This is a genomic window from Streptococcus sp. 27098_8_76, from assembly GCF_041432315.1.
GTDB lineage: Bacteria > Bacillota > Bacilli > Lactobacillales > Streptococcaceae > Streptococcus.
On record NZ_JAPVZI010000007.1, the window covers coordinates 1 to 20498 of the forward strand.

12 protein-coding genes and 1 tRNA gene are annotated in these 20498 nt (G+C 40.6%); 9 read left to right on the forward strand and 4 right to left on the reverse strand.

What is annotated here, in order from left to right:
• Window positions 1-21 precede the first annotated feature (21 nt).
• Window positions 22-109: transfer RNA gene (locus O3636_RS06075), tRNA-Ser, on the reverse strand.
• A gap of 162 nt (window positions 110-271) precedes the next feature.
• On the opposite strand from O3636_RS06075, the gene O3636_RS06080 reads away from it, so the two are divergent.
• From O3636_RS06080 to O3636_RS06095, 4 genes are all read left to right on the forward strand, one after another.
• The gene (locus O3636_RS06080; protein WP_070842725.1) at window positions 272-1012 is read left to right on the forward strand and encodes a DeoR/GlpR family DNA-binding transcription regulator; all 741 of its coding nucleotides are present in this window, start codon (window positions 272-274) and stop codon (window positions 1010-1012) included.
• On the forward strand, window positions 1009-1920 hold the full coding sequence (gene pfkB / locus O3636_RS06085) for a 1-phosphofructokinase (protein ID WP_261024878.1): 912 nt from the start codon (window positions 1009-1011) through the stop codon (window positions 1918-1920). The genes O3636_RS06080 and pfkB overlap by 4 nt, the downstream gene beginning before the upstream one ends.
• Window positions 1917-3869 carry a fructose-specific PTS transporter subunit EIIC gene (locus tag O3636_RS06090; protein ID WP_371642206.1) on the forward strand — a complete coding sequence of 651 codons (1953 nt, stop codon included), beginning with the start codon at window positions 1917-1919 and terminating at the stop codon, window positions 3867-3869. Before pfkB ends, O3636_RS06090 begins: the two co-directional genes overlap by 4 nt.
• Before the next feature lie 89 nt (window positions 3870-3958).
• Window positions 3959-6262 carry a DNA translocase FtsK gene (locus O3636_RS06095; protein WP_371642208.1) on the forward strand — a complete coding sequence of 768 codons (2304 nt, stop codon included), beginning with the start codon at window positions 3959-3961 and terminating at the stop codon, window positions 6260-6262.
• A gap of 433 nt (window positions 6263-6695) precedes the next feature.
• Here the strand turns inward: O3636_RS06095 and O3636_RS06100 are convergent, their stop codons facing one another.
• Together O3636_RS06100 and O3636_RS06105 are read right to left on the reverse strand one after the other, a co-directional pair.
• Window positions 6696-7166: an arginine repressor gene (locus O3636_RS06100; RefSeq protein ID WP_371642210.1), complete on the reverse strand. Its 471-nt coding sequence runs from the start codon at window positions 7164-7166 to the stop codon at window positions 6696-6698.
• Window positions 7167-7184: 18 nt separating this feature from the next.
• On the reverse strand, window positions 7185-9458 hold the full coding sequence (locus O3636_RS06105; RefSeq protein ID WP_371642212.1) for a Xaa-Pro dipeptidyl-peptidase: 2274 nt from the start codon (window positions 9456-9458) through the stop codon (window positions 7185-7187).
• 379 nt (window positions 9459-9837) lie between these two features.
• On the opposite strand from O3636_RS06105, the gene O3636_RS06110 reads away from it, so the two are divergent.
• The 3 genes from O3636_RS06110 (at window position 9838) to pyk (ending at window position 15592) form a co-directional block, all read left to right on the forward strand.
• Entirely contained in the window at window positions 9838-12939 is a 3102-nt protein-coding gene (locus O3636_RS06110; RefSeq protein WP_261025806.1) for a DNA polymerase III subunit alpha, read from the forward strand.
• Window positions 12940-13020: 81 nt separating this feature from the next.
• Window positions 13021-14028, forward strand: a complete 1008-nt coding sequence (gene pfkA / locus O3636_RS06115; RefSeq protein WP_000820862.1) for a 6-phosphofructokinase — start codon at window positions 13021-13023, stop codon at window positions 14026-14028.
• A gap of 58 nt (window positions 14029-14086) precedes the next feature.
• Window positions 14087-15592 carry a pyruvate kinase gene (gene pyk, locus O3636_RS06120; protein WP_261012427.1) on the forward strand — a complete coding sequence of 502 codons (1506 nt, stop codon included), beginning with the start codon at window positions 14087-14089 and terminating at the stop codon, window positions 15590-15592.
• 393 nt (window positions 15593-15985) lie between these two features.
• Here the strand turns inward: pyk and O3636_RS06125 are convergent, their stop codons facing one another.
• Entirely contained in the window at window positions 15986-16972 is a 987-nt protein-coding gene (locus O3636_RS06125) for an L-lactate dehydrogenase (protein ID WP_000204727.1), read from the reverse strand.
• A 193-nt stretch (window positions 16973-17165) separates the two neighbouring features.
• On the opposite strand from O3636_RS06125, the gene gyrA reads away from it, so the two are divergent.
• The gene (gene gyrA, locus O3636_RS06130) at window positions 17166-19634 is read left to right on the forward strand and encodes a DNA gyrase subunit A (protein WP_371642222.1); all 2469 of its coding nucleotides are present in this window, start codon (window positions 17166-17168) and stop codon (window positions 19632-19634) included.
• Window positions 19634-20377, forward strand: coding sequence for a sortase SrtA (gene srtA, locus O3636_RS06135; RefSeq protein ID WP_371642224.1), 744 nt, complete (start codon window positions 19634-19636; stop codon window positions 20375-20377). The genes gyrA and srtA overlap by 1 nt, the downstream gene beginning before the upstream one ends.
• Window positions 20378-20498: the final 121 nt, after the last annotated feature.

Genomic DNA, 20498 nt, shown 5'->3' on the forward strand with positions numbered 1-20498 from the left:
GGGTATCTTTTTTAAAATAAACGGAAGACATGGGATTCGAACCCACGCACGCTGTTACACGCCTACCGCGTTTCCAACACGGCCTCTTAAGCCTCTTGAGTAATCTTCCAATACTTACTCAAATAGTCTACCATAAAGGTTCTTATCTTGCAATTAAAAATTTTTGAAATGAGAAAAATGATAGAATTTGAAAGAAAATGATAAAAAATGTTTGACTTTAAAAGAAAGTGTGATAGAATGAATAGTGTAAACGATAACAGGAGGTGATTCAGTGTTAAAAACAGAGCGGAAGCAACTTATTTTAGAGGAGTTAAATCAACATCATGTAGTTTCTCTAGAGAAATTAGTTAGTTTGTTAGAAACGTCAGAATCAACGGTTCGAAGAGACTTGGATGAGTTAGAAGCAGAAAATAAGCTTCGTCGTGTACATGGTGGAGCAGAATTGCCTCACTCCTTGCAGGAAGAAGAAACTATTCAAGAAAAATCTGTCAAAAACCTTCAGGAGAAGAAGTTGCTGGCTCAGAAAGCAGCCTCTCTCATCAAGGAACAAGATGTCATCTTTATCGATGCTGGAACAACAACTGCTTTTTTGATCCATGAATTGGTTAATAAGAATATTACTGTTGTGACAAATTCGATTCACCATGCCGCACAGTTGGTTGAAAAGCAGATTCCAACTGTCATGGTTGGAGGAAGTGTCAAGATGGCAACAGATGCGAGCATCGGGGGAGTTGCTCTTAACCAGATTAACCAATTGCACTTTGACCGTGCCTTTATCGGGATGAATGGTGTGGACGATGGCTATTATACGACTCCTGATATGGAGGAGGGGGCTGTGAAGCGTGCTATTTTAGAGAATGCCAAACAGACCTACGTCTTAGTGGATTCGTCTAAAATTGGACAAACTTGCTTTGCCAAGGTAGCACCACTCAAACGAGCTATTGTTATTACAAGTCAAGGGCATGAGCTCTTGCAGGTTATTAAGGAGAAAACGGAGGTAATAGAAGTATGATTTATACAGTCACACTTAATCCATCCATTGACTATATCGTTCGTTTGGACCAAGTCCAAGTCGGTAGTGTCAATCGAATGGATAGTGATGATAAGTTTGCTGGTGGGAAAGGAATCAATGTCAGTCGTGTCTTGAAACGCTTAGATGTTCCCAATACAGCAACTGGATTTATCGGTGGTTTTACTGGTAAATTTATCACAGATACTCTGGCAGAGGAAGAAATCGAGACACGTTTTGTCCAAGTAGCAGAAGATACTCGCATCAATGTCAAGATTAAAGCAGACCAAGAAACAGAAATCAACGGAACGGGTCCAAATGTCGAACCAGCCCAGCTAGAAGAATTGAAAGCTATTTTATCTAGTCTGACAACAGAAGATACGGTTGTGTTTGCAGGTTCAAGTTCTAAAAATCTAGGCAATGTTATCTACAAGGATTTGATTGCCTTGACGCGTCAGACGGGTGCGCAAGTGGTTTGTGATTTTGAAGGACAGACCTTGATTGATAGTTTGGACTACCAGCCACTTCTTGTCAAACCAAACAATCACGAACTTGGAGCTATCTTTGGAGTGAAACTCGAAAGTTTAGATGAAATCGAGAACTATGCTCGTGAGTTACTGGCTAAAGGTGCTCAAAACGTCATTATCTCTATGGCTGGTGACGGTGCCCTTCTTGTCACATCTGAGGGAGCTTACTTTGCCAAACCTATTAAGGGAACTGTGAAAAATTCAGTTGGAGCTGGTGATTCTATGGTTGCCGGATTCACAGGTGAATTTGTCAAATCAAAAGACGCAGTAGAAGCCTTCAAATGGGGAGTGGCTTGTGGAACAGCAACTACCTTCTCGGATGACTTGGCAACGGCGGAATTTATTAAAGAAACATATGAAAAAGTTGAGGTAGAAAAAAGATGAAAATTCAAGACCTATTGAGAAAAGATGTCATGTTGCTGGATTTGCAGGCAACTGAAAAAACTGCTGTCATTGAAGAGATGATTAAAAGTTTGACAGACCACGGTTATGTGACAGATTTTGAAACCTTTAAAGAAGGAATTTTAGCGCGTGAAGCTCTCACTTCCACTGGTTTGGGTGATGGAATTGCTATGCCTCACAGCAAAAACGCTGCTGTAAAAGAAGCGACAGTTCTCTTTGCCAAGTCAAACAAGGGTGTTGACTACGAGAGCTTGGATGGACAAGCAACTGACCTCTTCTTTATGATTGCAGCTCCAGAAGGTGCTAATGACACTCACTTAGCAGCCTTGGCAGAATTGTCTCAATACTTGATGAAAGACGGTTTTGCTGACAAACTTCGCCAAGCGCAATCAGCTGATCAAGTTATCGAACTTTTTAACCAAGCTTCAGAAAAAGCTGAGGAGCCAGTTCAAGCACCTACCAATGACTCTGGGGACTTTATCGTAGCCGTTACAGCTTGTACAACAGGTATTGCCCACACTTACATGGCTCAAGAAGCCCTTCAAAAAGTGGCTGCTGAAATGGGTGTTGGAATTAAGGTGGAAACCAACGGAGCTAGCGGTGTTGGTAACCAACTAACTGCTGAGGACATCCGCAAGGCTAAAGCTGTTATCATCGCTGCAGACAAGGCGGTTGAAATGGATCGTTTCGATGGCAAACCATTGATTAATCGTCCAGTTGCTGACGGTATCCGTAAGACAGAAGAGTTAATTAATTTGGCTCTTTCAGGAGATGCTGAAGTTTATCGTGCTGCTAATGGAGCAAAAGGTGCAACAGCCTCTAACGAAAAACAAAGCCTTGGTGGTGCCTTCTACAAACACTTGATGAGTGGTGTATCTCAAATGTTGCCATTCGTTATCGGTGGTGGTATCATGATTGCCCTTGCCTTCTTGATTGATGGTGCTTTGGGTGTGCCAAATGAAAATCTTGGCAATCTCGGATCCTACCATGAACTAGCTTCTATGTTCATGAAAATCGGTGGTGCAGCCTTTGGCTTGATGCTTCCAGTCTTTGCAGGTTATGTTGCCTACTCTATTGCTGAAAAACCAGGTTTGGTAGCTGGTTTCGTGGCTGGTGCTATTGCCAAAGAAGGTTTTGCCTTTGGTAAAATTCCTTATGCCGCAGGTGGTGAAGCAACTTCAACTCTTGCAGGTGTCTCATCTGGTTTCCTAGGTGCCCTTGTGGGTGGATTTATCGCAGGTGCTTTGGTTCTTGCCATCAAGAAATACGTTAAAGTTCCTCGTTCGCTTGAAGGTGCTAAATCAATCCTTCTCTTGCCACTTCTTGGAACAATCTTGACAGGATTTGTAATGTTAGCTGTTAATATCCCAATGGCAGCAATCAATACTGCTATGAATGATTTTCTTGGCGGTCTTGGAGGCGGTTCAGCTGTCTTTCTTGGTATCGTTCTTGGTGGAATGATGGCTGTCGACATGGGAGGACCAGTTAACAAAGCTGCCTATGTATTTGGTACAGGTACGCTTGCAGCGACTGTTTCTTCAGGTGGTTCTGTAGCTATGGCAGCAGTTATGGCTGGAGGAATGGTGCCACCACTTGCCATCTTTGTCGCAACCCTTCTTTTTAAAGATAAATTTACCAAAGAAGAACGTAACTCTGGTTTGACCAACATCATCATGGGCTTGTCATTTATCACTGAGGGAGCAATTCCATTTGGTGCCGCTGACCCAGCTCGTGCTATCCCAAGCTTCATCCTTGGTTCAGCAGTAGCAGGTGGCCTTGTTGGTCTTACTGGTATCAAACTCATGGCGCCACACGGAGGAATCTTCGTTATCGCCCTTACTTCAAATGCCCTCCTTTACCTCGTTGCTGTCTTGCTAGGAGCAATCGTAAGTGGTGTGGTTTATGGTTACCTACGCAAACCACAAGCATAAAACTTAGATAGAAAAATGAAAAGATTGGACCGTTTGGTGCAGTCTTTTTCTCTTTCCGAAATGCCTGTGAAATATGGTATAATAAAAGAATGGCAAACAAGAATACAAGTAAAACAAGACGGAGACCGTCTAAAGCAGAACTCGAAAGAAAAGAAGCGATTCAACGAATGTTGATTTCGTTGGGAATCGCGATTTTATTGATTTTCGCAGCCTTCAAATTAGGGGCTGCAGGTATCACTCTTTACAATTTAATTCGCTTGCTGGTGGGTAGCCTAGCTTATCTGGCAATATTTGGTATCCTGCTCTATCTCTTCTTCTTCAAGTGGATACGAAAACAGGAAGGGCTCTTATCTGGCTTTTTCACCATATTTGCAGGTTTGCTCCTGATTTTTGAGGCCTACTTGGTTTGGAAATATGGTTTGGACAAGTCCGTTCTAAAAGGGACCATGGCTCAGGTTGTGACTGATTTGACTGGTTTTCGAACGACTAGTTTTGCTGGAGGGGGCTTGATTGGGGTTGCTCTTTATATTCCAACCGCCTTTCTCTTTTCAAATATCGGTACTTACTTTATTGGTTCTATCTTGATTTTAGCAGGTGCTCTCCTAATCAGTCCTTGGTCTGTTTACGATATTGCTGAATTCTTCAGTAGAGGATTTGCCAAATGGCGAGAAGGGCATGAGCGTCGAAAAGAGGAACGCTTTGTCAAACAAGAAGAAAAAGCTCGCCAAAAGGCTGAGGAAAAGGCTAGATTAGAAAAAGAAGAGGCCGAAAAAGCCTTACTCGATTTGCCTCCTGTTGATATGGAAACGGGTGAAATTCTGATAGAGGAAGCTGTTCAGGATTTTCCACCTATACCTGAAGAAGAGTGGGTGGAACCAGAAATCATCCTGCCTCAAACTGAACGTGAATTCCCTGAAGAGGAAGATGGCTCTGATGATGAAGAGGTACAGGTCGATTTTTCAGCTAAGGAAGCCCTTGAATACAAACTTCCAAGTTTACAACTCTTTGCCCCAGATAAACCCAAAGACCAGTCTAAAGAGAAGAAAATTGTCCGAGAGAATATCAAAATATTGGAAGAAACCTTTGCTAGCTTTGGTATCAAGGTGACGGTTGAACGGGCCGAAATTGGACCATCAGTGACCAAGTATGAAGTCAAACCAGCAGTCGGTGTACGGGTCAACCGCATTTCCAATCTAGCAGATGACCTCGCTCTAGCTTTGGCGGCCAAGGATGTCCGGATCGAAGCACCAATTCCTGGGAAATCCCTAGTCGGAATCGAAGTGCCTAACTCTGAGATTGCGACTGTATCCTTCCGAGAACTATGGGAACAATCTCAAACGAAAGCAGAAAATCTCTTGGAAATTCCTTTAGGGAAGGCGGTTAATGGCACAGCAAGAGCTTTTGACCTTTCTAAAATGCCCCACTTGCTAGTCGCGGGTTCAACGGGTTCAGGGAAGTCGGTAGCAGTTAACGGTATTATTGCTAGTATTCTCATGAAGGCGAGACCAGACCAGGTCAAATTTATGATGGTTGACCCCAAGATGGTTGAGTTGTCTGTTTACAATGATATTCCTCACCTATTGATTCCAGTTGTGACTAATCCACGCAAGGCCAGCAAGGCCCTGCAAAAGGTTGTGGATGAAATGGAAAACCGTTATGAACTCTTTGCCAAGGTGGGAGTTCGTAACATTGCGGGCTTTAATGCCAAGGTAGAAGAGTTTAATGCCCAGTCCGAATACAAGCAGGTTCCGCTGCCACTCATTGTTGTGATTGTGGATGAGTTGGCTGACCTCATGATGGTAGCCAGTAAGGAAGTGGAAGATGCTATTATTCGTCTTGGACAGAAGGCGCGTGCTGCTGGTATCCACATGATTCTTGCAACCCAGCGTCCATCCGTTGATGTCATTTCTGGTCTGATTAAGGCCAATGTCCCATCTCGTGTGGCGTTTGCAGTTTCGTCAGGGACAGACTCTCGTACGATCTTGGATGAAAATGGAGCAGAAAAACTGCTTGGTCGAGGAGACATGCTCTTTAAACCGATTGATGAAAATCATCCAGTTCGTCTCCAAGGCTCCTTTATCTCGGATGATGATGTTGAACGCATCGTAAACTTTATCAAGGCTCAGGCGGATGCAGATTACGATGAGAGTTTTGATCCAGGTGAGGTTTCTGAAAATGACGGTGAATTTTCAGATGGAGATGCTGGTGGAGATCCGCTTTTTGAAGAAGCCAAGGCTTTGGTCATCGAGACCCAGAAAGCCAGTGCGTCCATGATTCAGCGTCGTTTGTCAGTTGGATTTAACCGTGCGACCCGTCTCATGGAAGAACTGGAGATGGCAGGTGTCATTGGTCCAGCTGAAGGTACCAAACCAAGAAAAGTATTGCAACAATAAATTTCTCTCTTATACGGAAATGTGAACCTGACGTGATTTGAAGAGATTTTTGAAGCGGATTATCTATAATGTATAATTAATTGAATCTAAAATAGTACAAAACGATTTTTAAAGCATGAAATTGATTTGAATTCCCTAATAAATTTGTTCACATTTTATTCAAACACTATATCAAGTTGAAACAGGTTTAGAATTTCTTTTAGATATACGAAGACTCCCCTTATAGTTTCTAGTGAATATTTGTTTTTCACTAGAAACTATAAGGGGAGCTTTTGTACTCATGTATGAGATAGATTTCTTTTTTTGTTTTATTAAGCTGCATAGCTCACTTTTCAGTAGGAATCAGCTATTGTATTCGCTAGCTGTTAGCTGACATCAATTCACTACTGTTTAAAATTTTGAGAGTTCTGCAGTTTTTGAGTTCAGTTTCTGTTTATTCACCAAAGAAAAATGGTGGGGCGAACCGTTTCAGCTCTTCAAAGCAATGTTGGGCTGCCTCTGCATCTTCACAGATGACAAGGCAGACATCATCACCACAGAGGGTAGCGATAGCGTCAGGGAAACTCAAAGCATCAATGATAGAACCAAATGATTGAGCCAGTCCAGGAAGGGTTTTTAGTAGGACTTGGTGTTGAACTGGGCGCATCAAGACAAGGGCATCTTCCATGTAGAGTTCGAGGCGTTTTTCCCATTTTGAGATAGAGCCTGTATTTAGCACATAGTAAGAGTTATCTTTTTCTCGTACTTTTGAGAGGTTCATACTTTTAATATCTCTCGAAAGTGTCGCTTGTGTAACTTGAATATCATTATCAGCAAGAAGAGCTTGTAGCTCAGCTTGAGTATGAATCTTGTTTTTCGTTACAAGAGCTCGTATGAGTTGGTGTCGGTGTTCAGATTTATTCATAATAATTTAACTCCTTTTTTAGTGAGGTAGGATAAGAGTAGACTGTTCAAGATCAACAGTCAGCTGGTAAGCGGTATTATCACGGATTGTGATTTCAAAGTCAGTAGTATAGAGGACTAAACGAAGAGTATCTCCTTCTTTTAACTTGTAAATAGTAGGTTGTAGTTCAAATTGCACATCCATCCATTCATCTGCAGTAACATCCTCTACTAACAGTAAATCATTTCTATTTTGTAAATTGAGGTAACCTTTTGTCACGACTCGTTGTGTATCTGGTCTAATTGGTAATTCACAGAGATTTTCCAACATATGGTAGCGTCCATTATCAATGGTTTTAGCACTTAAAATAGCTGGATAAGGTTGTAGGTATTTCTTTTGTCCAAGTTCCAGTAGTTGAGCAGATAAGAGCCCCTTGTTTGTGCTGGATTTGATACGAAGATTGAGTTGAGCTCGACCGTTCAAGTGAAGATCCTTAGTCACAGGAAGGTCAATAGTAATCTGATTGACTTTCCCTTGATAAAGTTCTGTATTGAAGGTCTGGTAGGTCTTACCATAGCGCTTAAAATCCTTATCTGGGTATTGGTTTTGAATGACTTTCTCTTCTTGACCAAGTGAGAAGGATTCAAAGCTTTCTTGCCCACCGAAGTTATCAAGTGATAACCAAGTCTGAGGGGCTGTATTGTCCTGCCAAATAACAGTAGGGAGTTGAAAATCTGTATCTTCTCCCAGTAATTTCTTAGTCAATAAGGCGTTCATGGACTCACGGAAGTCAATGGACTGCCAGTTGTTCATGTACACATGGGCACCATTATGGAAAAAGAGGTGCTTGTTTATATGAGTAGGCAGAGCATGGAACATCTGGTAAACATGAAGTGGTTTGACATTCCAATCCTGAGAACCATGGGTAAAGACAACCTCTGCCTTTACTTTGTCAGCATTGAGCAGATAGTTGCGGTCATGCCAAAACTGATTGTAGTCGCCAGTCTTGCGATCCAGTTGCTCTTTTACTTTTTCTAAGTCAGCTTGGTGAGCTTCATTGCCACGGATATAGTCGCCAGCCAAGAGATTACGAGAATAGGTTAACTCAGCAAGGGAGTCAAAGTCCTCACCTGGATAGCCACCTGGGCTAGTCACCAGACCGTTTTCACGGTAGTAGTTGTACCATGAAGAAATGCCAGCCTCAGCAATGATAACCTCTAAACCATCGACACCTGTAGTCGCAAGCCCATTGGACATGGTACCTAGATAAGAAAGTCCAGTTGTGGCTACTTTTCCATTTGACCAGTCAGCTTTGACTTGACGTTGGCGCGTGTGGTCGGTAAAGGCGCGGCAACGGCCATTAAGCCAATCGATGACATTTTTATAAGCCTCGATTTGCTGGTAGTCCCCGTTAGTCATGAAACCAGTAGAGTCTTTGGTACCAACACCTGACACATAGAGATTAGCAAAACCTCGTGGGAGGAAGTAGTCGTTGAGAGTATAGCTAGAGTTAATGTGCGTTAGCTTTTCCTCGGCTTCTGACACAAGTTCAGATTGACCTTGGGGTTGGACGAGATTTAGTTGAGGTTCCTCTAGCTCTATCTTGTGATTAGGCTTAACCTCAAGCTCGCCCTCCATCTTGTAGAGAGCTTTGTCACTGGCTTTATCATTTGTTCCCTGATGATAGGGACTGGCAGTCATGATAGCAGGGATTTGTCCGTCATAACGAGGACGAATAATGCTGACTTTGACTAAGTCTGGCTGACCTTTTTGGTCAGTATCGACACGAGACTCAACGTAGACGACTTCTCGAATGGCATCATGGCTAGAAAAAGTAGCCAAACTCTTGCCGTTAAAGTAGTGGTAGTCATTATCCTCCGGAATAAGACCATCACTAACAAGTTGGTCGATAAGAGTATTTCCCTTTTTGGTGCGAGTATTGAGTAACTGATAGAGATTTTCAATCAAGTCACCATATACAATAGGAAATCCAATCTCTTTACGAAAAGCTTCCCTGTCTTCGAAGTCAACCAAATAAGAAAAGCCTAAAAGTTGAAAAGCAACAGTATAAAAAATATCTGCTGTCAGTTCATCTTCTGATTGAAAAAATGTCAGCAGGTCTGTTTTTTTATCAGCTGCTAGGATGGAAAGTGGATAGTTGGTGTCTTGATAAGTGAAAAAGAAACGACTTAGAAAAGACTCCAACATCTTTTTATTTGTTGACTCAGATGGAAAATCAAATCCATACTTTTTTAATTCATATAAAATAGTATCTCTTGGAAGTGATAAATAGCTGAATTGATTAAAGCGCATAAAACCTCCTTGTAAAATAATAATTAAGATTATTATATCAAAAAAATAGGAGAAAGAGAATCATTAAGTGAGAAAGAAATTAATTAAAGAATAATGAATATTATTTATATGAAAAACAGGTACAACTCTATAGTTCAAAACAAGTTATCATAGTAAATAGATTAAATGAATGTGTCTTTCTATTTTAAAAGATATATTCACTTCTTGGGATAAAAAAGTAAAAAAATTACCGGATCATTTGATTCTTTAAATGTATTTTTGCTTTTTTCGTTCAAAAAATTTTACTTTAAGGATAAAATAGAGATAGGAGTCATTGCTTTTGTCTTTCTCTTTTTGAAAATGGTATAATATAGTGAGAAGGATAGAGGAGAAGTGTAAATTGATCGCACAACTAGATACAAAAACAGTCTATAGTTTTATGGAGAGCGTCATTTCGATCGAAAAGTATGTGAGAGCAGCTAAAGAATACGGCTACACTCATCTGGCTATGATGGATATTGATAATCTTTATGGTGCTTTTGACTTTCTAGAGGTTACAAAAAAATATGGCATTCATCCTTTATTAGGGCTTGAAATGACTGTATTTGTGGATGCTCAGGAAGTGAATCTGCGCTTTTTAGCTCTATCTAGTGTGGGCTATCAGCAGTTGATGAAGCTTTCAACAGCCAAGATGCAGGGGGAGAAAAGTTGGTCAGTCCTGTCCCAGTACCTGGAGGATATCGCGGTAATTGTGCCTTATTTTGATGGACTGGAGTTGTTAAATCTAGGCTGTGATTACTATATAGGGGTTTATCCGGAAACACTAGCCAGCGAATTTCATCATCCAATCTTGCCCCTCTATCGGGTCAATGCCTTTGAAAGTAGGGATAGAGAAGTTCTGCAAGTCTTAACAGCAATCAAAGAAAACCTACCGCTCAGAGAAGTCCCTTTACGCTCGCGACAAGATGTCTTTATATCAGCAAGTTCTTTAGAGAAATTATTCCAAGAACGTTTTCCTCAAGCCTTGGAAAACTTAGAAAAGCTAATTTCAGATATTTCTTATGATTTGGATACGAGTCTGAAATTGCCTCGTTTTAACCCAGCGAAACCAGCAGTAGAAGAGTTGAGAGAACGTGCTGAACTAGGGCTTGCTCAGAAGGGGTTGTCTAGTAAAGAATATCAAGAACGTCTAGACCAAGAATTGGCTGTTATTCATGATATGGGCTTTGATGATTATTTCTTGGTTGTCTGGGATTTGTTGCGTTTTGGACGTTCGAATGGCTATTATATGGGTATGGGACGGGGTTCTGCAGTTGGTAGCTTGGTTTCCTATGCCTTAGATATCACAGGGATTGACCCAGTAGAGAAAAATCTGATTTTTGAACGTTTCCTCAATCGTGAACGCTATACCATGCCTGATATTGATATTGATATTCCTGATATTTATCGTCCAGATTTTATCAGATATGTTGGTAATAAATACGGTAGTAAACATGCGGCTCAAATCGTTACTTTTTCTACCTTTGGGGCTAAGCAGGCTCTTCGAGATGTCTTGAAACGCTTTGGTGTGCCAGAGTATGAATTATCTGCAATTACTAAGAAAATCAGTTTTCGTGATAATCTCAAGTCGGCCTATGAGGGGAATCTCCAGTTTCGTCAGCAAATCAATAGTAAGCTAGAATATCAAAAAGCCTTTGAAATTGCTTGCAAGATAGAGGGCTATCCAAGACAAACCTCTGTCCATGCGGCTGGTGTTGTAATCAGTGACCAAGATTTGACCAATTACATCCCTCTAAAGCATGGTGATGAAATTCCACTGACTCAATATGATGCTCATGGAGTTGAAGCTAGTGGGCTTTTGAAAATGGACTTTCTGGGATTACGAAATTTGACCTTTGTCCAGAAGATGCAAGAGTTGCTTGCTGAATCAGAAGGTATTCATCTGAAAATAGAAGAAATTGATTTGGAAGACAAAGAAACGCTAGCTCTTTTTGCGTCTGGAAATACAAAAGGTATCTTTCAATTTGAACAACCTGGTGCCATTCGCTTGCTCAAACGTGTTCAACCAGTCTGTTTTGAAGATGTCGTAGCAACTACTTCCCTAAATCGACCAGGTGCTAGTGATTATATCAATAATTTTGTAGCTAGAAAACATGGGCAGGAAGAAGTGACTGTTCTAGATCCAGCTCTGGAGGATATTTTGGCTCCAACTTACGGCATTATGCTCTATCAGGAGCAGGTTATGCAGGTTGCTCAGCGTTTTGCTGGATTTAGTCTTGGGAAGGCCGATATTTTGCGCCGAGCTATGGGGAAAAAGGATGCCTCTGCCATGCATGAGATGAGAGCTTCTTTTATTCAAGGTTCATTAGAAGCTGGACATACTGCGGAAAAGGCAGAGCAGGTCTTTGATGTCATGGAGAAGTTTGCAGGTTATGGTTTTAACAGGTCACATGCCTATGCATACTCAGCCTTGGCCTTTCAGTTGGCTTATTTCAAAACACATTATCCAGCCATCTTTTATCAGGTCATGTTGAATTCTGCCAACAGTGATTATGTAACAGATGCCTTAGAAGCAGGTTTTGAAGTAGCCCCATTGTCCATCAATACTATTCCCTATCACGATAAAATTGCCAACAAGTCCATCTATCTAGGTCTGAAATCGATTAAGGGAGTCAGCAAGGATTTGGCACTTTGGATTCTTGAAAATAGACCTTATTCTAACATTGAAGATTTTGTAGCTAAATTACCTGAGAATTATTTGAAACTTCCTCTGCTAGAACCTTTGGTAAAAGTTGGTCTTTTCGATTTATTTGAAAAAAATCGTCAAAAAGTATTCAATAATTTAGTTAATCTATTTGAATTTGTAAAAGAGTTAGGAAGCTTGTTTGGTGATACCATTTATAGTTGGCAGGAATCGGAAGATTGGACAGATCAAGAAAAATTCTATATGGAACAAGAGCTCTTAGGGATAGGTGTCAGCAAACACCCACTGCAAGCTATTGCAAGTAAGGCTATTTACCCAATTACACCAATCGGAAATTTGTCAGAAAATAGTCACTCAATTATATTGGTTGAAGTTCAGAAAATAAAAGTAATTCGTACCAAAAAGGGCGAAAACATGGCTTTCTTACAGGTAGATGATAGTAAGAAAAAATTGGATGTCACTCTCTTTTCAGACTTATATCGACAGGTTGGACAGGAAGTAAAAGAGGGAGCCTTCTACTATATAAAAGGAAAAATCCAGTCACGTGATGGTCGTCTGCAAATGATTGCACAAGAAATAAGAGAAGCAGTTGCTGAACGCTTTTGGATACAGGTGAAGAATCATGATTCGGATCAAGAAATTTCACGTATTTTAGACCAATATAAAGGCCAAATCCCAGTCATCATCAGGTATGAAGAGGAACAGAAAACAATCGTTTCTCCCCATCATTTTGTAGCTAAATCCAATGAATTAGAAGCGAAGTTGAATGAAATCGTTATGAAAACGATTTATCGCTAAAAATACGGAAAATAGAAGAATTTTAAAATCAAATGTGGTATAATCAATAAGAATGTTAAAAGAAAAAGGAGCATAACCAATATGAAACGTATTGCTGTTTTGACTAGTGGTGGAGACGCCCCTGGTATGAACGCTGCTATCCGCGCAGTTGTTCGTCAAGCAATTTCAGAAGGAATGGAAGTTTTTGGTATCTATGATGGATATGCTGGTATGGTTGCTGGTGAAATTCATCCCCTAGATGCAGCTTCAGTAGGAGACATCATTTCTCGTGGTGGTACTTTCCTTCACTCAGCTCGCTATCCAGAGTTCGCTCAACTTGAAGGGCAACTTAAAGGGATTGAGCAATTGAAAAAACACGGGATTGAAGGTGTAGTTGTTATCGGTGGTGACGGTTCTTACCACGGCGCTATGCGTTTGACTGAACATGGCTTCCCAGCTATCGGTCTTCCAGGTACAATCGATAACGATATCGTTGGTACTGACTTTACAATCGGTTTTGACACAGCGGTTACAACTGCTATGGATGCTATCGATAAGATTCGTGATACATCATCAAGTCACCGTCGTACTTTTGTAATCGAAGTTATGGGACGTAACGCTGGTGATATCGCTCTTTGGGCTGGTATTGCAACTGGTGCTGATGAAATCATCATTCCTGAAGAAGGATTCAAGATTGAAGATATCGTAGAAAGCATTAAATGTGGTTATGAGTGTGGTAAAAAACACAATATCATCGTCTTGGCAGAAGGTGTTATGTCAGCAGCTGAATTTGGTAAAAAACTAAAAGAAGCTGGGGATACAAGCGACCTTCGTGTAACAGAACTTGGACATATTCAACGTGGTGGTTCTCCAACTGCGCGTGACCGTGTATTGGCGTCACGTATGGGTGCGCATGCTGTTAAACTTCTTAAAGAAGGTATCGGTGGTGTTGCGGTTGGTATCCGTAATGAAAAAATGGTTGAAAATCCAATTCTTGGTACTGCAGAAGAAGGAGCATTGTTTAGCCTTACTGCAGAAGGTAAGATTGTGGTTAACAACCCACACAAAGCCGATATTGAGCTATCTAGCTTGAATAAGAGCTTGTCATAATTTACAATTTAGTTAATAAGACCAAAAAGGTCATATATATAAAGGAGTCACAAAAATCATGAACAAACGTGTAAAAATCGTTGCAACTTTGGGTCCTGCGGTAGAAATCCGTGGTGGTAAAAAATTCGGTGAGGACGGATACTGGGGTGAAAAACTTGATGTTGAAGCTTCAGCTAAAAACATTGCTAAATTGATTGAAGCTGGTGCTAACACATTCCGTTTCAACTTCTCACACGGTGACCACCAAGAACAAGGTGAGCGTATGGCAACTGTTAAACTTGCTGAAAAACTTGCAGGTAAAAAAGTTGGTTTCCTTCTTGATACAAAAGGACCAGAAATCCGTACAGAATTGTTTGAAGGTGAAGCTAAAGAGTATTCATACAAAACAGGTGAAAAAATCCGTGTTGCAACTAAACAAGGAATCAAATCAACTCGTGAAGTGATTGCATTGAACGTTGCTGGTGCTCTTGATATCTATGATGATGTTGAAGTTGGTCGTCAAGTTTTGGTTGACGATGGTAAACTTGGTCTTCGTGTGGTCGCTAAAGATGACGCAACTCGTGAATTTGAAGTTGAAGTTGAAAATGATGGTATCATCGCTAAACAAAAAGGTGTGAACATTCCTAACACTAAAATTCCTTTCCCAGCTCTTGCTGAACGCGATAATGACGATATCCGTTTCGGTCTTGAACAAGGTATCAACTTCATCGCTATTTCATTCGTACGTACTGCAAAAGACGTGAACGAAGTTCGTGCAATCTGTGAAGAAACTGGAAACGGACACGTTCAATTGTTCGCTAAAATCGAAAACCAACAAGGTATCGATAACTTGGATGAAATCATTGAAGCAGCTGATGGTATCATGATCGCTCGTGGTGACATGGGTATCGAAGTACCATTCGAAATGGTTCCAGTTTACCAAAAAATGATTATCACTAAAGTCAATGCTGCAGGTAAAGTTGTTATCACTGCAACAAACATGCTTGAAACAATGACTGAAAAACCACGTGCAACTCGTTCAGAAGTATCAGACGTATTTAACGCTGTTATCGATGGAACTGATGCTACAATGCTTTCAGGTGAGTCTGCAAACGGTAAATACCCACTTGAGTCAGTAACTACAATGGCTACAATCGATAAGAACGCTCAAACTCTTCTTAACGAATACGGACGTTTGAACTCAGATTTATTCGAACGTAACTCTAAGACAGAAGTAATGGCTTCAGCTGTCAAAGATGCTACTAACTCAATGGACATTAAATTGGTTGTAACTCTTACTAAGACAGGTCACACTGCACGTTTGATCTCTAAATACCGTCCAAATGCTGATATCTTGGCATTGACATTCGACGAATTGACAGAACGTGGTTTGATGTTGAACTGGGGTGTTATCCCAATGTTGACAGATGCTCCATCATCAACTGATGATATGTTTGAAATTGCTGAACGTAAAGCAGTTGAAGCAGGTCTAGTAGAATCTGGTGACGATATCGTTATTGTTGCTGGTGTACCAGTTGGAGAAGCTGTACGTACAAACACAATGCGTATCCGTACAGTACGTTAATTAATAGAAAAATAGCCTATCATATCAAGCTTTCTAGCCTGTATGATGGGCTTTTTTTGTATATGAGCAAAGTTTTTACTTTTGATTTAATGCAACTGTAGCTAAAGAGTAAATCGTTGCTTGTTCCATACTTTTTGTGATGTGAGTATAAATCTGATTGGTAGTCTTTTTGTCTTCATGCCCAAGCTATGACATGATAGCTTTTAAAGGGATGTTGTTTTTTGAACGAAAATTTCATAAAATGTTTAGTTCTTATAGTGAATTACAGCTAGAATAGTACGCCGTGGCTGCTAAAATATTTCTAGAAATTAATTTGTTCATATCTTATTTCAATCTACTATAATACAGAAAAAAACAACTCCCTGATAATTCAAGGAGTTGTCTATGGCTAAATTAGTTTTTAGAAGCTTCTTGGAATTCTGGGTTTTTCCATGCTTCGTCAATGATAGCTTGCAATTCTTTAGCAGATGCTTGCATTTTTTGGGTTTCTGCGTCGTTCAATGGAATGTTTACTGGACGAACGATACCATGTGCACCAACAACAGCTGGTTGACCGATAAAGACGTTCTCAACTCCGTATTGACCTTCTTGGAATACTGAAAGTGGAAGTACTGCGTTTTCATCGTCAAGGATTGCTTTAGTGATACGAGCAAGGGCTACTGCGATACCGTAGTATGTTGCCCCTTTTTTGTTGATGATTGTGTAGGCTGCGTCACGAACACCTTCGAACAATTCAATCAATTCAGCTTCTTGAACATTTTGAGTGTCTTTAAGGAATTCTTCAAGGTTTACACCAGCGATGTTTGCGTGTGACCAAACAGCGAACTCAGAGTCACCGTGTTCACCCATGATGTAAGCGTGAACTGAACGAGCATCTACATCCAATTTTTCAGCAAGTGCTTGACGGAAACGAGCTGAGTCAAGTGAAGTACCTGAACCGATAACGCGTTCTTTAGGGAAACCAGAGAATTTCCAAGTTGAGTAAGTCAAAACGTCAACTGGGTTAGCAGCAACAAGGAAGATACCTTTGAAACCTGATTCAACAACTTGAGTTACGATTGATTTGTTGATAGCAAGGTTTTTACCTACAAGGTCAAGACGTGTTTCACCTGGTTTTTGAGGAGCACCTGCAGTGATTACAACAAGGTCAGCGTCTGCACAGTCAGAGTATTGAGCTGCATAGATTTTTTTAGGTGAAGTGAAGGCAAGGGCGTGACTAAGGTCAAGCGCGTCACCAACAGCTTTTTCATGCAATTGTGGAATTTCGATAATTCCAAGCTCTTGTGCAATTCCTTGGTTAACAAGTGCAAAAGCGTAAGATGAACCTACAGCACCATCACCGACAAGAATAACTTTTTTGTGTTGTTTAGTTGAAGTCATTGTTCTAAACATCTCCTTAATTTTATTAGGGGATTTTCCCCAGACAACTTCATTCTATCACTTTTAAAAAACTTTGTCACGAATATGCCTTATAGTTCTCGATGTAAACGTTTTAGTGGGTTAGAGTCTGAAATAGATGGGAATTTATGGTATAATGTTGTTACTTACTAATTGTGAAATGAGGCATTTATTAATGCAGGATAAAAATTTAGTGAATGTCAATCTGACAAAGGAGATGAAGACGAGCTTTATCGATTACGCCATGAGTGTTATCGTAGCCCGGGCTCTTCCTGATGTTCGAGATGGCTTGAAACCTGTTCACCGTCGCATTCTCTACGGAATGAATGAATTGGGTGTGACCCCAGACAAACCCCATAAAAAATCTGCTCGTATTACAGGGGATGTCATGGGGAAATACCACCCACACGGGGATTTCTCTATCTATGAAGCCATGGTTCGTATGGCTCAATGGTGGAGCTACCGTTACATGCTTGTTGATGGGCATGGAAACTTTGGTTCCATGGATGGAGATGGTGCTGCCGCCCAGCGTTATACTGAGGCACGTATGAGCAAGATTGCTCTGGAAATGCTTCGAGACATCAATAAGAATACGGTTGATTTCGTCGATAACTATGATGCCAATGAACGTGAACCCTTGGTCTTGCCAGCTCGTTTTCCAAATCTTTTAGTTAATGGAGCAACTGGTATTGCCGTTGGGATGGCGACCAATATTCCCCCTCATAACTTGGGTGAAACCATTGATGCAGTGAAGTTGGTCATGGACAATCCTGAAGTGACTACCAAGGACTTGATGGAAGTCTTGCCTGGTCCAGATTTTCCAACAGGTGCCCTTGTCATGGGGAAATCAGGCATTCATAAGGCTTATGAAACAGGTAAAGGTTCTATTGTCCTTCGTTCTCGTACTGAAATTGAAGAAACTAAGACTGGCCGTGAGCGCATCGTTGTGACGGAATTTCCTTACATGGTCAATAAAACCAAGGTGCATGAGCATATTGTTCGTTTGGTTCAGGAAAAACGGATTGAGGGCATCACAGCGGTTCGTGATGAGTCAAACCGCGAAGGGGTTCGTTTCGTGATCGAGGTCAAGCGCGATGCTTCAGCCAATGTTATCCTCAATAACCTCTTCAAGATGACCCAGATGCAAACCAACTTTGGTTTTAATATGTTGGCGATTCAAAATGGGGTGCCGAAGATTTTATCTCTTCGTCAGATTTTGGATGCTTATATTGAGCACCAAAAAGAAGTGGTTGTTCGTCGTACTCGTTTTGATAAGGAAAAAGCGGAAGCGCGTGCTCATATCTTAGAAGGTCTCTTGATTGCGCTAGACCATATCGACGAAGTGATTCGTATCATCCGTGCTAGTGAAACGGATGCTGAAGCACAAGCTGAGTTGATGAGCAAGTTTAAGCTTTCTGAACGTCAAAGTCAGGCCATCCTTGATATGCGTCTCCGTCGTTTGACAGGTTTGGAACGCGATAAGATTCAGTCTGAGTATGATGACCTCTTGGCTCTGATTGCGGATTTAGCAGATATTCTTGCTAAACCAGAACGTGTTTCTCAAATCATCAAAGATGAATTAGATGAAGTCAAGCGTAAGTTTGGTGACCAACGTCGTACTGAATTGATGGTCGGTGAAGTCTTGAGTCTTGAAGATGAGGATTTGATTGAAGAATCGGATGTCTTGATTACGCTTTCTAACAAGGGATACATCAAACGTCTGGACCAAGCTGAGTTTACTGTTCAAAAACGTGGTGGCCGCGGTGTTCAAGGGACAGGTGTTAAGGATGACGATTTTGTCCGAGAGTTAGTGTCAACTAGCACTCATGATCATTTACTCTTCTTCACAAATAAAGGACGTGTCTATCGCCTGAAAGGTTATGAAATTCCTGAGTATGGTCGGACAGCCAAAGGGCTACCAGTAGTCAATCTCTTGAAATTGGATGAAGGTGAAAGTATTCAGACTATTATCAATGTTGAGTCTGAACGCAGTGATGACGCTTATCTTTTCTTCACAACTCGTCATGGTATTGTGAAGAGAACCAGCGTTAAGGAATTTGCTAACATTCGTCAAAATGGACTTAAAGCACTGAATCTTAAAGATGAAGATGAGCTAATTAATGTCTTATTGACAGAAGAAGATACGGATATTATCATTGGTACCAAGTTTGGTTATGCAGTTCGCTTTAATCAATCAGCCGTTCGCGGTATGAGTCGTATCGCCACAGGTGTGAAAGGTGTGAATCTCCGTGAGGGAGACACAGTAGTTGGTGCTAGTGTGATTACTGATCAAGATGAGGTTCTTATCATTACTGAAAAAGGATATGGTAAGCGTACAGTTGCGACTGAATATCCAACAAAAGGTCGTGGTGGTAAAGGGATGAAGACGGCTAATGTAGCTGAAAAAAATGGTCCTCTATCAGGTCTCTTGACTGTGAAAGGTGATGAAGACTTGATGATTATCACTGATACAGGTGTCATAATTCGAACCAATGTTGCCAATATTTCACAAACAGGACGCTCAACTATGGGAGTTAAAGTAATGCGTCTGGATCAAGATGCTAAAATTGTAACCTTTACTACGGTTGCAGCGGCAGAAAAAGAAGAAGTTGGGACAGAAAACGAAACAGAAGGTGAAGCATAATGTCTCAAAAAAATAATAAAAAGAAAAACAAACGGAAAAATCTGCTGACAAATGTCCTGGCAGGATTTCTGATACTACTATCAATTGCTTTGATTTTTAATGCTAAAATTCGTGATATTTTCATAGTTTGGAATACCAATAAGTACCAAGTTAGTCAGGTATCAAAAGAAAAAATAGAAGAAAATCAGGATACAGAAGGAAATTTTGATTTTGATTCTGTCAATGCTATCTCTTCGGAAGCTGTTCTAGCTTCTCAATGGGATGCTCAAAAATTACCAGTTATCGGCGGAATTGCAGTTCCTGAATTAGAAATGAATCTGCCAATTTTTAAAGGGCTTGATAATGTCAATCTCTTCTATGGTGCTGGTACCATGAAACGCGATCAAGTGATGGGGAAAGGAAATTATAGTCTAGCTAGTCATCATATTTTTGGTGTCAATAATGCTAATAAAATGTTATTTTCTCCTTTAGATAACGCTAAAAATGGTATGAAGATTTATCTAACCGATAAAAATAAAGTTTATACTTATGAAATACGTGAAGTCAAACGTGTTACACCGGATCGTGTTGATGAAGTTGATGATAGAGATGGGGTAAATGAGATTACATTAGTAACCTGTGAAGACCTTGCTGCTACAGAACGTATTATTGTAAAAGGCGATTTGAAAGAAACAAAAGAATATTCACAAACATCTGATGAAATCCTAACAGCTTTCAATCAACCATATAGACAATTTTATTAATACAAATCAGTGAAATCCTGAATTTCACTGATTTTTTAAGCTTTTCATAAGAATAAACTTTTATGAAATACAGAAAACGCTTCCTTAATTTTAACGTTTGTGATATAATTATCAGGTAAAA

Excerpts from the sequence above, each read along its gene's own strand:
- pfkA (WP_000820862.1), top strand. The coding sequence starts at position 13,021 with ATGAAACGTATTGCTGTTTTGACTAGTGGTGGAGACGCCCCTGGTATG.
- pyk (WP_261012427.1), top strand. The coding sequence starts at position 14,087 with ATGAACAAACGTGTAAAAATCGTTGCAACTTTGGGTCCTGCGGTAGAA.
- O3636_RS06100 (WP_371642210.1), bottom strand. The coding sequence starts at position 7,166 with ATGAATAAATCTGAACACCGACACCAACTCATACGAGCTCTTGTAACG.
- O3636_RS06095 (WP_371642208.1), top strand. The coding sequence starts at position 3,959 with ATGGCAAACAAGAATACAAGTAAAACAAGACGGAGACCGTCTAAAGCA.
- gyrA (WP_371642222.1), top strand. The coding sequence starts at position 17,166 with ATGCAGGATAAAAATTTAGTGAATGTCAATCTGACAAAGGAGATGAAG.
- pfkB (WP_261024878.1), top strand. The coding sequence starts at position 1,009 with ATGATTTATACAGTCACACTTAATCCATCCATTGACTATATCGTTCGT.
- srtA (WP_371642224.1), top strand. The coding sequence starts at position 19,634 with ATGTCTCAAAAAAATAATAAAAAGAAAAACAAACGGAAAAATCTGCTG.
- O3636_RS06090 (WP_371642206.1), top strand. The coding sequence starts at position 1,917 with ATGAAAATTCAAGACCTATTGAGAAAAGATGTCATGTTGCTGGATTTG.
- O3636_RS06125 (WP_000204727.1), bottom strand. The coding sequence starts at position 16,972 with ATGACTTCAACTAAACAACACAAAAAAGTTATTCTTGTCGGTGATGGT.
- O3636_RS06105 (WP_371642212.1), bottom strand. The coding sequence starts at position 9,458 with ATGCGCTTTAATCAATTCAGCTATTTATCACTTCCAAGAGATACTATT.